The following is a 14,648-nucleotide window of genomic DNA, read 5'->3' as shown; positions in this document are numbered from 1 at the left end:
TGCGCGGTTCGTCAAATGTGAAGAACCGCGAGTGGCGCGATGACGCGAAAAACCAACCGGAAGGTCAAGGCTCGCGCAACGCGACGTAACGGCAATTTGGGGTTATGTGCAAATTCGTGAAAGGCGAAGGCGGTGATTGCGCAATTTTCAGTCGAGCGCGCCTTCAGGCCCTAAATCGACGGTAGAGCCGGGGGCTTCCTTTTCGCCCGCAGCGCTCGCGCCGCGTTCACGGTAAGGTGTGGTCTGGTAATGCGCGCGGTAGCATTTCGAGAAATGCGACGGGCTCGCAAAGCCGCAGGCCATGGCCACGTTGATCACGCTCATTTCCGTTTGCATCAACAGGTTACGCGCCTTTTGCAGCCGCAATTCCATGTAGTAGCGCTTCGGCGAGCGGTTGAGATAGCGACGGAACAGACGCTCCAGCTGGCGCGCGGACATGCCCACTTCGGTCGCGAGCGTCGCGGGGCTGATCGGGTCTTCGATATTGCGCTCCATCCGGCCGATCACCTGCGCGAGCTTGGGGTGGCGCACGCCGATCCGGGTGGGAATCGACAGCCGCTGCGTGTCGCGATCCGAACGGATCGAGGAATGGATCAGCTGATCTGCGACGGTATTGGCCAGTTCTTCGCCGTGATCGCGGGCGATCAGCCGCAGCATCAGGTCGATCGAGGCGGTGCCGCCCGCCGTCGTCACCCGGTTGCCGTCGATCACGAAGACGCCCTTGGTCAGTTCGATATCGGGGAAATCCTCGGCGAAGGCGTCGACATTCTCCCAGTGGATCGTTGCGCGTTTGCCGTCGAGCAGCCCTGCACGGGCCAGCGCATAGGAGCCGGTGCACAGGCCCCCGATAGTCGCGCCACGCCGTGCCTCGCGCCGGAGCCAGTTCAAAAGCGGTTTGGTGACCGCCTCGGCCACGTCGATGCCGCCGCAGACCAGCACCATCGTATCGCGGCCCAGTTCCTCCAGCCCGATATCGGTGCGGAAGGTCGTGCCGTTCGAACAGGTGACGTCTGCGCCCGATTCCGAGGCCAGTTTCCAGGTGTAGAGCGTGCGTCCCGAAACCTGATTGGCGAGGCGCAGCGGCTCGATCGCGCTGGCGAAGGCCATCATCGTGAACCGGTCGAGAAGCATGAAAACGACCGAACGCTGGCGCGCGTCCGGGGCGATCCGGATCATCCCCTGCGAAGGGGCTGGGCGACGGGTGGGGCGGGGATCAGGCATGTCGTCAATCCGTCATCTGTGGTGAAACACCGAAACAGCAAATTGGTGCCCGCCGCAAGAGGGGGAACTTACGGAGGGCCCCGCAGGCGTGCGGAAATGCAATTTCGGGTTTGTTTCCCTGACCCGCGCCGTCTATAAGCGGCGCCGAATGAAACGACCACGCTTTTGGAGGATCAGATGGGCAAGGGTTGGAGCAAATCGGACTGGCGCGCGAAACCGCGGGTTCAGATGCCCGACTATCCCGATCAGGGGGCGCTGAACGCTGTCGAGGCACAGCTGTCGCGGATGCCGCCGCTGGTCTTCGCGGGCGAGGTGCGCACGCTGAAGGCGGAGCTGGCGAAAGCCGCGCGCGGCGAGGCGTTCCTGCTGCAGGGCGGCGATTGCGCCGAAGCCTTCGGGGAATTCTCGGCAGATAACATTCGCGACACCTTCAAGGTGATGCTGCAGATGGCGGTCGTGCTGACCTGGGGCGCGAAGGTTCCGGTCATCAAGGTCGGGCGTATGGCGGGTCAGTTCGCCAAGCCGCGTTCGGCGCCGACCGAGACCATCGAGGGCACCGAGCTGCCGAGCTACCGCGGCGACATCATCAACGGTTTCGAGTTCACCTCGGAGGCGCGTCTGCCCGATCCGAACCGGATGCTGCAGGCCTACACGCAGGCGGCGGCCTCGCTGAACCTGCTGCGCGCCTTCTCGACGGGTGGTTTCGCCGATATCCACCGCGTTCAAAGCTGGATCGCGGGCTTCACCGATGCTGACGAGGCCGAGAAATACCGTCAGGTCGCCGATCAGATTTCGGAGGCGATGGACTTCATGCGGGCCGCGGGCGTGACCTCGGAAACCGCGCATGAGCTGGGCTCGGTCGATTTCTACACCTCGCATGAGGCGCTGCTGCTGGAATATGAAGAGGCGCTCTGCCGCATCGATTCCACCACCGGCCTGCCGGTTGCGGGCACCGGCCACATGATCTGGATCGGCGACCGCACCCGTCAGCCCGACGGCGCGCATGTCGAATTCTGCCGCGGCGTGCAGAACCCGATCGGCCTGAAATGCGGCCCCACCACCACCGAGGACGACCTCAAGGTGCTGATGGAGAAGCTGAACCCGGAAAACGAGGCGGGCCGTCTGACCCTGATCGCGCGCTTCGGCGCGGGCAATGTCGGCGATCACCTGCCGCGCCTGATCCGCACGGTCGAGGCCGAGGGCGCGAATGTCGTCTGGTCCTGCGATCCGATGCACGGCAACACGATCAAATCGGCCTCGGGCTTCAAGACCCGGCCCTTCGATTCCGTGCTGCGCGAGGTGAAGGAATTCTTCGCGATCCACAAAGCCGAGGGCACGATCCCCGGCGGCGTGCATTTCGAGATGACCGGCAAGGACGTGACCGAATGCACCGGCGGCGTGCGCGCCGTGACCGATGGCGATCTGTCCTCGCGCTACCACACCGCCTGCGACCCGCGTCTGAATGCGAGCCAGTCGCTGGAACTGGCCTTCCTCGTCGCCGAGGAACTGCAGGACCGCCGCAAGCTCGCGAAAGCCGCGTCGCAATAAGCGCGCGCCGCGCTGCGGCACGTTTCAACGGATTGATTGGCCCGGACCCTTGTGTCCGGGCCTTTTTCATCTGCGTTTCGGGCGCGCCGCGATGCAGAAACCACCCATTTTGCGGGCTGAGCATTTGCCTGTTGCATGAATTTTAAACGCCCCCTCGGGAAAAGGACCCGCATGGCAAGTCCGGTTTGAAAAACCGTGGACAGGCCTGATCGACGGGTCGTTACTTGACGATGTGGGGCGCGTCCGACCCGGGCGCGGCAGCGGGGTGCAGCCTTTCGTGGGTAACGGGCTGACCCTCGCCAATAGGGCGCAAGCGGCAGCAAGACCGGCGCGAATTTGAAGGGAATTAGCAGGCGTGCGCGGGGACTGCGCGACGGGTCGCTCGACGGGGCGGCAAGTCTCTCCGTGATGCGTTGTCAGGGGGTGTTATGAAATACCGTTCAGAAATCGACGGGCTGCGCGCCGTCGCCGTGATCTCGGCGATCCTGTTTCACGCCGGCGTGCCGGGGGCGCAGGCGGGCTTTATCGGGGTCGATATCTTCTTCGTGATCTCGGGCTTCCTGATCACCACGATCCTCGTGCAGGATCTTCAGAGCGACCGCTATTCCATCCTGACCTTCTACGAGCGCCGGGCGCGCCGCATTCTGCCTGCGCTTCTCGTGGTGATCCTCGCCTGTCTGCCATTTGCATGGGCCTGGATGTTCGCCGATCAGCTGCGCGATTTCGGTCAGAGCATCGTGGGGGCGGCGCTGTTCGTCTCCAACATCCTGTTCTGGAAGGAGAGCGGGTATTTCTCGCTCGGCTCCGAGATGAAGCCCTTGATGCACACTTGGTCGCTGGCGATCGAGGAGCAATATTACATCCTCTTCCCGCCGCTTCTGGCGCTTGGCTGGCATTTCGGGCGCAAGATGATCTTCGGGATCGTCCTCGCGATCGGAGTGCTGTCGCTCGCGATTGCGCAATACTGGTCCTTCACGTCGCCCGATGCCGGGTTCTTCCTGCTGCCGAGCCGCGCATGGGAGCTGATGGTCGGCGGTCTCGGGGCCTTCTGGATGCTGTGGCGCGCGCCGCGTGCGAATGGCTGGCTGGGGGGCGCGGGAGCTTTGATGCTCTTCGCATCCTACTTTCTCTTCGACGCGGAAACCCCGCACCCATCCTTCATGACGCTGCTGCCCGTGGTGGGCACGCTGATGATCCTCGTCTTCGCGCGGCAGGGCACGGCGGTGGCACGGGTGCTGAGCCTGCGCCCGGTCGTGGGGATCGGCCTGATGAGCTATTCCGCCTATCTCTGGCACCAGCCGGTCTTCGCCTTCGCGCGGATGCGCTCGCTCGCCGATCCGAGCCTGTCGCTGATGCTGGCTCTGTCGGTGCTGAGCCTCGGGCTCGCCTATCTCAGCTGGCGCTACGTCGAGCAGCCGTTCCGCAGCCATCGCAAAGGCGTTGTGCCGCTGCTGCCGCGCCGTTCGGTGCTGCTTTCGGCCTCGGCAGCGGCGCTTGTCGCGCTGATCGGGGTGGGAGCGACGCTGCATCTGATCCGGGGCGCGCCGTGGCGCGTGCCGCCGCAGGTGGCGACGCTGCTGGCCGCGAAGGACGACATCAACCCGCTGCGCGATCAATGCCTGCCCTGGGCCGAGACGCCCGCCGAATATAACCTGCCGCCCGACCCGGTCTGCGTGAGCGACGTGAACCCCGGCGGGCCGCTCGCGGTGCTGGTGGGCGACAGCCATGCCGATGCACTGGCCGAGCCGCTGCGCGCGGCGCTCGAGGGGCGGGGCTGGCGCTTTGCGCAGGTCACGACGGCCTATTGCGGCACCGCGCCGGGCGTCCATCGCGGCGCGCAGGACTGCAACGACGTCTTCAACAAGAACATGGCCTATCTGCGCGAGGTCCGCCCCGATCTGATCATCGCCTCGGGGCGGCTGCAGAACCTGTTCAGCGACGATTTCTTCGACAATGGCGAGGGCGGGCACGAATATCCGTGGCGGCGTCCGAAACAGGTGCTGGTGGCCTCCGAGATCGGGGTCGATCCGTCGATCACCGGGCCCGCGCTGGCCGAGGCCGCGCTGCATAAGGGCGTCGAAGCGTTCCTCTCGACCGGGGCCTATGTCCTCTATGTCCATCCGGTGCCCGAGGCGGGCTGGAACGTGCCCGAGATCGCCGCGAAGCAAAGCTTCCTCGCTGGCGGCGGCTGGCCCACGGTGACGGTGAGCCGCGCGTCCTACGAGGCGCGTGCGGGCCGGGCGCAGGCGGTGCTCGACGCGATCGACGACCCGCATCTCTTCCATGTGCGCCCGCAGGACATCTTCTGCGACGCGACGCGCTGCACCAATGCGACCGGCGGCAAGGTCTATTACCACGACGACGATCATCTCAGCCTGACCGGCGCGCGGTTGGTGGTGGCCGCGGTCATGGCGCAATTCCCGACAATCACGGCTCAGATGACGAAACGCGTCGATCTCGTCCTGCCCTGAGCCGAGCCGCATATCCCGGAGGTCCCCCGCATGGCAGTCCAACTCGCCCAGACCGACCTCGCGCAGAGCGAGGACCCGACGCGCTATGATGCGATCATCGTGGGCGCGGGGGCGGCAGGCGGATTGGCGGCGGCGCTGTTATGTGCGGCGGGGCTGGATGTGCTGTTGCTGGATGCCGGGTTCGCCGCGCCGGCAATGCGGGCGCCGATGAAAAATCTGGTATCCTTCGGGCTGCGCAAGGTCGCGCGGCCCGGGCTGATCCGGATGTTGCCGCGCGCCGTCGTGCGTCGGGGCGAGCGGATGGTGCGCAAGGCGGGCGGGCAGCGCCAGCCGATCCAGACCCAATGCCACGCTTGGCCGACCGCGCCCGATCTCTTCGTGGATGATCTCGACAATCCCTACGCCACCGATCCCGACAAGCCGTTCCACTGGTTTCGCGTGCATGCGCTTGGCGGGCGGATGGTGGTGCCGACGCATGGGCGGCAATATCTGCGCCTCGGGCCGGACGATTTCGCGCCGCGCGACGGGCGCTCGCCCGCATGGCCGTTCGGCAGCGACGAGATCGACCCGTGGTACGAGATGGTCGAGCGGCATCTGGGGCTGTCGGGGGGCGCGACAGGCTCGCGCTGGATCCCGCCGAGCCTGCTGTCAGAGATCCGCAGCCCCGATCCGGCCGAGGCGCAGTTGATCGCGACGATCGGGGCGGCGTTTCCCGGAGCCGAGCCGATGCTGGGCCAATACGCCGCGCCGCTGCCTGCGCTGGAGATCGCCGCGGGCACGGGGCGGCTGAGCTGTCGGCAGGGCGCGGTGGTCGATCATGTCGAAATCGGCGCCGATGGCGAGATCGGCGCGGTCTGCTTTTACGACCGCGAAAGCGCGAGCATCCGGCGCGCCGTTGCGCCCAAGGTGCTGCTCGCGGCCTCCACCATCGAGACGACGCGGATTTTGCTGGCCTCCGAGCGCGGCGGGCAACCCGGCGCGCTGGGGCGGGCTTCGGACGCGCTGGGGCGCAATCTGATGGATCATGTGACGGTGCAGATCGAGGGCAATGGCGCGGGGCTGGTGGGCGATCAGGCGGTGCCCGAGGTCTGGCGCTGTCTTTATCTGCCGCATTTCGAGCAGCGCCACGGCGCGCAGAACACGCCCGAGCGCGGCTTCGGCGTGCGCATCTACCGGGTGCCGAAAACCACCGGGGAGTCGCATTTCACCGCCGTCTCGGACTCCGAGATGCTGCCGCGTCGCGAGAACCGGGTCACGCTGAGTGCGCAAAAGGATGCTTTCGGGATCGCGGTGCCGCATGTCTCGATCGAGCACAGCCCCGAGGAACGCAGCATGGCCGAACGCCAGATCGCGGCCTTGCGGGACTTGGCGGCGGCCTTGGAGGTCGATGTCACGCGGCTCTCCGAGGGGCCGGGGATTCCGGGCGCCTCGATCCATGAATGTGGCACGGCGCGGATGGGAACGGCGCCCGAGAATTCCGTCGTCGACCCGCAAGGCCGGGTCTGGGAGACGCGCGGGCTCTATGTCATCGACGGCTCGGTTTTCCCCTCCGAAGGCAACCAGAACCCGACGCTCACGATCATGGCGCTGGCCGCGCGGGTCTGCGGGCGGATCGCTGGGTTCGGGCCGGATATGCGCTTGCCGGACATGGTAGAACCGGAAGAGCTGCGCGCGGCGAAGATCGCCTGAACGCGGGCGGCGGTCGCGCCTAGGACTGCGCGGCTTCCCTTGCCGCCGCGCGGCGCCGAAACCCCACCAGTTTGCGCGTCGTGACCAGCGGCGAGGCGGTCCGCATGCCGCGGCTCAACCGGCGCGCGGGCGTCGCCGCCAGCGCATCCAGCCGCGCACCGATCTGGGCTATGTCGAACTCCGCGCGGCACCACGCGCCTGCTTGCATCGCCGCCAGACGGTGCCCGTTCGGAGCCTCGCGGATGCGGGCCACCACCTGCGCGACCTCCCGCGGGTGGCAATAAAGCGCGTGCGGCCCGAAGGTCGGGCGCAGCGCCGGATCGAGCACGCAGCGCAGCCCCATCATCATCGCCTCGGCCACGGTGCGCCCGAAGGCTTCGCGCCAGCGCGCGGAGTGGAAATAGGAAAACAGGTCGAGCCCGTCGAGGTACCCCGCCACATCCTCGGTGCCGAAGGGCAGGATGTCCCAGCCCGACACATCGACCCCGCGGCTGGCGAAGAACTCCACCTCTGCGCCGAGCACGCGCGGATGCAGATCGCGACGCGCGGGCAGGGAGGCTGCGATATCCTCCGCCGCATCGGGCCATTTATCCTCATGCGCGCGCCCGTGCCGCCCGATGGTCCACAGGCCCGGCTGGAGTTTCTCGCGCTTGGGCTGCCATTGGCCGGTGTCGAAACTGTTGGGCCAATCCTGCGCATGGAGCGCGAGGAAGGGCTGGAAACTGCGCAACTGCGCCCGCACCAGTCCCGAGACCGGCAGCCATTCGACGGTCTTCGGCTCGGGCAGCAGCCGCGCAATCGCCTGATCGGTGCCGAGCGGGTCATAGGCCAGCGCGCCATCGCCCAGGAAGGGCGGGTGATGGGCGACGACGAAGATCCGCTCGCTTTTCGGCAGACGCGGCGGGCGCGGTGCGCGGCCCAGCTGTGCCCGCCCGAAAATCTGCGGATTGTGCAGGAAGGTCATCGCGCTGCGATCGGGGCTCAGCACCACATCGTCGAGATCGGCCAGCTCCAGCAGGGTTGGATTGGGGACTTCGGTCGGCAGGTAGAAGGCACCGGCCTCGAAGAACTCGATGCCGACGCGCATGCCGCGCGCATGGCAGGCGAGCACATCGGTGCGGAAAGCCTGCGCCGTGCCGCCGGTGAAACGCGGGTCCATGACCAGCGTGATGTCGACAGTACGGGCGCTCATCGGGCAAATCGATCGGAGAAACGGGCAGGGCCCGTGATGGTTCGAGCAACTCCCGAACGGGGCGCGGGCGCGCGCAGCGACAGCTGGTAGCGCCGCGCCACCACGATCGCCATGAACATCAGCACCGTATCGGCGGCGAATTCGGCGAAGAACATCACCTCGCTGTTCACGAGGATCACCTCGCGCACCATGTAGCCCGCCCAGAACAGCGACTCGAAGCTGGGCGAGCGGATCGCCCAGAGCACCAGAAAATAAAGCGTGTAGAGGAACAGGCCCAGCTGCATCGCGCCGCCGATCAGCCCGATCTCCACCGTGTTCGAGATGAAGGTGTTGTGGAAATGGAAGCCCACCTTGTCGGCGATCCCGAACTCCGCCCAGAGCCGCTCGGCCAGCGGGTTGCCGACCACCCAGACGCCGCGAAACCCTTCGCCCAGCAGCGGATGTTTCGCGATCTCGTCGAAGGCGGATTGCCAGAGCGTGGTGCGCCCCGTCAGGGTCAGATCCTTGCCGGTCAGCCGGACCATCAGCTGCGAAAGCTCGTCGAAGAAGCCGGAAACCGCGATCGCGATCAGCGCGATCAGCAGGACCGAACTGCCCGCGACCAGTAGCCTCTGCCACGGCCCGAGCCGGTTGAGGAACTTGATCGCCACCATCGCCGTGCAGGCGCCCATCGCGGCGAGGATCGCGCCCACGGAATCGGCCACGATCAGCAGGAATGTCCCAGCCACCAGCGCCACCACGCCGGGCAGCAGGTAGCGCCGCCCGCGCCGGTCGAGCGTGATCGCCAGACCGACGAGCATCGGGATCATCGCGAATTGCGCCAGTTGGTTCTTGGAATTGTAGAGGCCGAGCCACGCGCCCGAGCCGCTGATCCGGCCGATCCCGAACTGGCAGACCGCCAGGATCAGCCCCGTCACCAGCAGCACCCGCAGCACCGTCGTCGTCGAGAGCCGCAAGCCCGCCGCGACCGCCATGCTCGCCGTCAGGGCCAGTTGCAGCCCGTGCCGGATCGTCTGCGAGGGGTAGTTCGACCACAGGAAAGACAGCAGGCACCAGCCGATCATCACCCAGATCGCGGCGGTGGCGTAGCCTTCGTCGAGGATGCGCTGCGGCTGCCAGAAGACCAGCGCCGCCATCGCCGCCAGATAGATCAGCGCCGCCTTGGATCCCATCAACGGAATCCAGTTCAGCGCGATCAGGCCGATCGCGAATGCGAGCGCCTCGGGCGAGAACGTGATCGTGTCGCGGCGGGAGATCATCTTGCGTCGAAACACCTCTGAGCGGGCGCGAGCGGCACCCCTTTCCCCGATCCTCGCGCGACCCGGCAGGGCGGGCCAGAGCTTTGCCGGCTCCCGGGCGGCCCTTGCCCCGAGTGGCGAAACTATCGGCGGGTTTCATGACGAGGTGATGATCTCGCGGGCAGTCGTGAAAGCCCGATTGATGCGCGCATCGGCCCGAAACCGCACAACAGCGCGTAAGAAACAGGCGCGCGGGTGCTGCGATGCAGAAAGCGGGCGGTTTTTCTTTGCTGGCGGGGCTTGGGCGGTCCTAGCTTGAACCCTGCGGCCCGCGAGGGGTGTCAAAGGCCGCGCAATGTGCCGTGACGAGTCGATGGGGGCGTCATGACTATCAAGACAGAATCGAGGCCGCTCAAGGTGCTCGCGCCGGTGGGCTATCCGTGGGATTTCAGCGGGCCGCGCCAGTCGCGTCACCGGATCGAGCGCAAGATTTTTGTGCCGTTCAACCGGATACGTTCGGAATATGACGGGGTGACGCTGTTCGATCCGGTCTCGGCGCATCGTTGCGACCTGATCCACGCCTTCAACCGTATCCCGCTCGGGCGCAAACCCTTCGTGATCGGCTTCGAATCCGACCTGCCGCGGGTCTTCGGGCGCGAGGGCTCGGGCTACGAGGCGATGTTGTATCGGATTTTGCTGTCGGATCGCTGCCGCGCGATCGTCGCGATCTCGCAATTCGCCTGCGAGAGCTTCCGGCAGACGGTCGCGAAATCCCGGCTGTCGCCCACCGATCAGGCACGGCTTCTGGACAAGCTGGAATGTCGCTACCCGTCGCTGCACCCGGGCAAGGACGCGCATGAGGAGATCGCGCTGGAGCCGCCCTACCAGATCACCTTCGTCGGCGGGCATTTCGCGCGCAAAGGGGGATGTTCTGTCGCGCGAATGGCGGAACTGGCCCTGAAACGCGGATTGCCGTTCCATTTCAACGTGATTTCCAGCCTCACCTGCGGCGGGTCGATCTGGAGCGATCCGGAGCGGCAGGAGGTGTTTCAGCCCTATCTCGATCTGCTCAACCTGCCCAATGTCACGCATCACGCGCGGATGCCGAACGCTCAGGTGGTCGAGCTTTTGCGCAATAGTCACGCGGCGGCGCTGCTGACCTTCTCGGACACGTTCGGCTTCTCGGCGGTGGAGGCGATGATCCACGGCACGCCGGTTCTGGCGACCGATCAGCGCGCGCTTCCCGAATTCATCGAGGATGGCGTCTCGGGGGCGCTGGTCGGGCGTCCGCGTACGCCGGGCGATGACGAATGGCGGCCCGAATGGTCGCAGCGCGGCACTGTCGAATGCGAGGCGATGTTCGTGGCCGAGACCGAGCGGATGGCGCAGGAGGGGATCGCGCGGCTCGAAGAGATGTTCGCCGATCCCGAAGCCTACCGTGCGATGCGCCGCGCCGCCCATGCGCAGGCGCGGGCGCTGTTCGATCCCGAGGATGCGGCGGCCTATTGGGATGGGCTGTATGAGCGGGCCGCGGCTGGCTGAACGCGGTCAGCTTGTGCGGCTTTTGCGGAAATGATCCGCCATGCCGAGGATGTCGCGCAGGAAAACGGGCGCGCCGAGCCGCAGCAGCCCGAGATAAAGCGCGCCTCCCGCCAGCACCAATACCGGCAGCGTGAACAGCGCGGGCAAACCCAGACCGTCGAACCACAGTTTCAGCACATAGACGCCCGCGGCCATGCCCAAAGCGGTGATGAAGCTCGGCAGCAGGCGCGCGAGCATCTGGCGATGGCCAAGGCCTGCGCGGCGGTTGATCTCCATCTGGAAGGGGACCAGCAGCACGATGCTCGCCACGCTGAAGAAGAGCGCGAGCCAGAGCACCGAGCCGAGATAGACCCCCAATGCGAAAGCGGGCACCAGCACCACCAGCCGGATGATCGCCCAACGCAGGATGCGGTCGGTGCGGTTGTCGGCCATCAGCAGATCGGTCCCGTTCACCACGAAGCTCTGGGTCATGCCGGTGAAGGTGAGCACCGCGAAGGTGGGGGCGATCTCGATCCATTTCGGACCGAGCAGCACGAGGATCAGCGGCTCGGCCGCGACCGCGAGGCCGAAGGTCATCGGAAAGACCATGAAGCCCACCGCGGTGATCAGCTTCAGGTAAAGCGCCGAGAGCCATTCCCGGTCATGCGTCACCCGCGCCATCGCCGGGTAGGCGGCAAAGGCCATGCCGCGCGCGATCACCTGCACGGGCAGCTGCATCAGCTGATAGGCGCGGCTGTAGAGGCCGACCGCGTCGGTGCCGAGGAATTTGCCGACGAGGATCGTGTCGGTCTGGGTGTTGAAATAGGACACGAGGCTGGAAATCGTCAGCCGCGTCGAGAAGCCCATCAGCGGCGCGATCTCTGCCCAGTGGAAACGCGGCGACAGCGGCAGTTTCGCGAAGACGAGGATGGTCAAGAATTTTGTCACCGCCAGCACGATCTGCTGCAGGATCAGCGCCCAGACGCCCGCGCCCAAAAGCGCCGCGCCGATGGTCACGACCGCCGCCACCGCGACCGAGAGGATATCGGCGATGGCGACATGGTGCAGCCGATGTTCGCGTTGCAGCCAGGCGACCGGGATCGACAGCATCACCTGAAACAGCATCGCGATGCCGATGGCACGGGCGAGGGGGGCGACGGCGGGCTCGTTATAAAAGGCGCTCAGCGGACCGGCCGTGCCAATGGCGATCAGAAGAAACCCGGTGCCGAGCAGCGCGGTCGCCCAGAACGCCGTGGACCACAGCATCTTCGAGGGATCGCGCGTGCGCACCAGCGCTGCCGAGAGGCCGACATCGCCGAACAGCAGCAGAAACCCGAACAGCGTCATCGCCATCGCCGCGAGGCCGAAACTTTCGGGGCCGAGGATGCGCGCCACGATCGGCGTGACGACGAGAATGTTCAGACCCATTCGAATGACGATCGCGACCATGTTGATCGCGGCTCCGCGTGCAGAGCTTCGGGCCAGACCCATGCGCATACCTCTCGGGGCAAGATGACCGGCGGCCCGGGTCATCGCGATCCGGGGCGGGATATTGCCTTTGACAATGTTGACTATGCAGGTGCAGAATTGTCTAGGTTTTTTCGATGATCGGAACGGTGCGGTGAGATCCAGGGTCAGTGTCATCATCCCCACCTTCAACCGCGCCGCGCTGATCGGCGAGACGATCGAAAGCCTTTTGTCCCAAGACCGTAAGCCCGACGAGATCCTCGTGATCGATGACGGGTCGAGTGATGACACACAGCAGGTTCTGGCCGGTTACGGCGAAATGCTGCGGGTGCATCATCAGGAGAATTCCGGCAAGGCGAAGGCGCTCAATCGGGCGCTGAAAATGGTCACGGGCGATCTGATCTGGATCGTCGATGACGACGATATTCTGCTGCCCCATGCCTGCGCGGCGTTGGCCGGCGCGCTCGAAGCGGACCCGCTCGCGATGTTCTGCGCGGGGCGGCATTGCGATTTCGAGCGCGATCCCGAGACGGGCGAGCATATGCTGCGCCCGGCCGGTTACATGCGCGACTCCGCCCCCGACGAAATTTTCCCGCATCTGTTGGAAGGCTGCCATATCTTCCAGCCCGGTCTGATGGTGCGCCGTGCCGCTTACGAGGCGGTGGGGGGCTTTCGCGAGGACCTGATGCGCTCGCAGGATTACGAGATGATCCTGCGTCTGTCGCGGCGTCTTCCAGGGGTGCAACTGGACCAGATCGTGTTTCACCACCGCGAACATGAGGGCGCACGGGGCGAGGCAGGCAAGGAATTCGCCGCGCAACAGAATGCCGAACGCTGGGCTGCGTTCAATCGCCGCATTTTCACCGAGATATTTGACAGTATGGCCGATCGCGAGCTGTTCGGGCCGACGCTCTGGGCGCAGATCCCCGACGCGGAGCGGCCCCGGCTGATCGAGATCGCGAAAGCCACGGTCTTTGCCCGACAGCGGATGTGGCCCGAGGCGATGGCCCATCTGCACGCTGCGGCCAAGCTGGGCGATGCGCCGCTCTCATCCGAGGAAACCGCGCGGCTGCAACGTCTTACGCTCTCGACGCTGGGCGCGCCCGAACTGATCGAGGACCCGGCGCTGCAGGCGCAGCTGCGCTCGCTCGGGCGGCTCGGTCCCACCGGAAAACGGATGCGCGCGATCCTCAAACGCTCGATGGTCTGGCAATTGCGCCGTGCCCTGCGAGAGCGGAATTTGCCCCAAATGTGGCGAATCGCGTCCTTCTTTCTCCGCAGCTGAACTGAAGCGTTCAGCCAGTATACGCGGGACTTGACGCCGATGACCCCGTCAAATCCGTTATTCGACCGCTGAATATTGCGTCAAAACTAAGGCAAGCTCCTATTTTCTGCGCCTGCATCGCCGCAGCTGCATTTTGCGACTGCAGAAAACCTCCATTCATCAAAAAAACGTTGGCCAATGTGATCGTCCGGTCAACATCATTAACCCAATGTAAAGAACATCTCAGAACGAGACGCGATCATGAGGCAAGACAGGAAGGGCGGGCATTAAGGGGGGAAAACTGAAACATGGAGTGGGGAAATGTCCTTCAGTTCGATACGAAACTTCGATGCCAATGCTGTCGTCATCAATCCGTCGGTGCCTCTACCTAAAGCGCCGCGTAGCTATGAGATCCCGGTGGGCGGGCGCGTGAAACGTGCTCTCGACCTTCTTATCGTCCTGGCGATTGCGCCGTTTTTCGCGCCGCTGTTCCTCGGGCTTTGCCTGATGATTAAGCTGTCCGACGGCGGACCGCTGTTCTACGGCCATCGCCGGATCGGCTTCGGCGGGCGGGAATTCCGCTGCTGGAAGTTCCGTTCGATGGTGACCAATGGCGATGAGGTGCTCGAACGTCACCTCATGCTGAACCCGGATCAGCGCGCGATCTGGCAAGAACAGCGCAAGCTCGACGACGATCCGCGGGTGACCTCGATCGGCGCTGTGCTGCGCAAGCTCAGTCTCGACGAGCTGCCGCAGATCATGAATGTGCTGACCGGCGAAATGAGCATCGTCGGCCCGCGCCCGGTGGTCGAAGACGAGCTGGAAAACTACGGCCAGTCGCGGTTTCACTACCTGCAAAGCCGCCCCGGCGTGACCGGAATGTGGCAGGTCAGCGGGCGATCCGATGTGACCTATCGCGAGCGTGTGCGGCTGGATCGCTTCTATGTGAGCAACTGGCGCCCGATGCTCGATATCTGGGTGCTGTTCATGACGATCCCGGCGGTGCTCTTTGCGAAAGGTGCGCGCTGAGGTGGTGC

At 65.4% G+C, this 14,648-nt stretch carries 10 protein-coding genes; 6 read left to right on the top strand and 4 right to left on the bottom strand.

Annotation, left to right across the window (positions count from 1 at the left end):
• Positions 1-147 precede the first annotated feature (147 nt).
• Positions 148-1,176 (bottom strand): GlxA family transcriptional regulator, encoded by a 1,029-nt coding sequence (locus AC2TZ7_RS13270; RefSeq protein ID WP_489866815.1) that lies wholly within the window; start codon positions 1,174-1,176, stop codon positions 148-150.
• 222 nt (positions 1,177-1,398) lie between these two features.
• Between AC2TZ7_RS13270 and AC2TZ7_RS13265 the strand changes: the two genes are divergently transcribed.
• From AC2TZ7_RS13265 to AC2TZ7_RS13255, 3 genes are all read left to right on the top strand, one after another.
• Positions 1,399-2,769: a class II 3-deoxy-7-phosphoheptulonate synthase gene (locus tag AC2TZ7_RS13265; protein WP_489864596.1), complete on the top strand. Its 1,371-nt coding sequence runs from the start codon at positions 1,399-1,401 to the stop codon at positions 2,767-2,769.
• Between the two features lie 428 nt (positions 2,770-3,197).
• Positions 3,198-5,240 carry an acyltransferase family protein gene (locus tag AC2TZ7_RS13260; protein WP_489864595.1) on the top strand — a complete coding sequence of 681 codons (2,043 nt, stop codon included), beginning with the start codon at positions 3,198-3,200 and terminating at the stop codon, positions 5,238-5,240.
• 30 nt (positions 5,241-5,270) lie between these two features.
• Positions 5,271-6,929 (top strand): GMC oxidoreductase, encoded by a 1,659-nt coding sequence (locus tag AC2TZ7_RS13255; RefSeq protein ID WP_489864594.1) that lies wholly within the window; start codon positions 5,271-5,273, stop codon positions 6,927-6,929.
• 19 nt (positions 6,930-6,948) lie between these two features.
• Here AC2TZ7_RS13255 and AC2TZ7_RS13250 read toward each other — a convergent pair whose 3' ends face one another.
• Together AC2TZ7_RS13250 and AC2TZ7_RS13245 are read right to left on the bottom strand one after the other, a co-directional pair.
• A complete protein-coding gene (locus AC2TZ7_RS13250; protein WP_489864593.1) occupies positions 6,949-8,121 on the bottom strand; it encodes a glycosyltransferase family protein in 1,173 nt (390 codons plus the stop codon).
• Complete coding sequence (locus tag AC2TZ7_RS13245) at positions 8,118-9,380, bottom strand: O-antigen ligase family protein (RefSeq protein WP_489864592.1); 1,263 nt, start codon at positions 9,378-9,380, stop codon at positions 8,118-8,120. The genes AC2TZ7_RS13250 and AC2TZ7_RS13245 overlap by 4 nt, the downstream gene beginning before the upstream one ends.
• A gap of 363 nt (positions 9,381-9,743) precedes the next feature.
• On the opposite strand from AC2TZ7_RS13245, the gene AC2TZ7_RS13240 reads away from it, so the two are divergent.
• Positions 9,744-10,901: a glycosyltransferase family 4 protein gene (locus AC2TZ7_RS13240; RefSeq protein ID WP_489864591.1), complete on the top strand. Its 1,158-nt coding sequence runs from the start codon at positions 9,744-9,746 to the stop codon at positions 10,899-10,901.
• Positions 10,902-10,907: 6 nt separating this feature from the next.
• On the opposite strand, the gene AC2TZ7_RS13235 is transcribed toward AC2TZ7_RS13240, so the two are convergent.
• Entirely contained in the window at positions 10,908-12,371 is a 1,464-nt protein-coding gene (locus AC2TZ7_RS13235) for a lipopolysaccharide biosynthesis protein (protein WP_489864590.1), read from the bottom strand.
• A 130-nt stretch (positions 12,372-12,501) separates the two neighbouring features.
• Here AC2TZ7_RS13235 and AC2TZ7_RS13230 point away from each other — a divergent pair, with 130 nt between their 5' ends.
• The gene (locus tag AC2TZ7_RS13230; RefSeq protein WP_489864589.1) at positions 12,502-13,632 is read left to right on the top strand and encodes a glycosyltransferase family 2 protein; all 1,131 of its coding nucleotides are present in this window, start codon (positions 12,502-12,504) and stop codon (positions 13,630-13,632) included.
• Between the two features lie 300 nt (positions 13,633-13,932).
• A complete protein-coding gene (locus AC2TZ7_RS13225; RefSeq protein WP_489864588.1) occupies positions 13,933-14,640 on the top strand; it encodes a sugar transferase in 708 nt (235 codons plus the stop codon).
• Positions 14,641-14,648: the final 8 nt, after the last annotated feature.

The sequence above is a fragment of the Thioclava sp. ISO4 genome (genome assembly GCF_058105145.1).
This window is presented reverse-complemented; position numbering and strand designations above follow the sequence as displayed.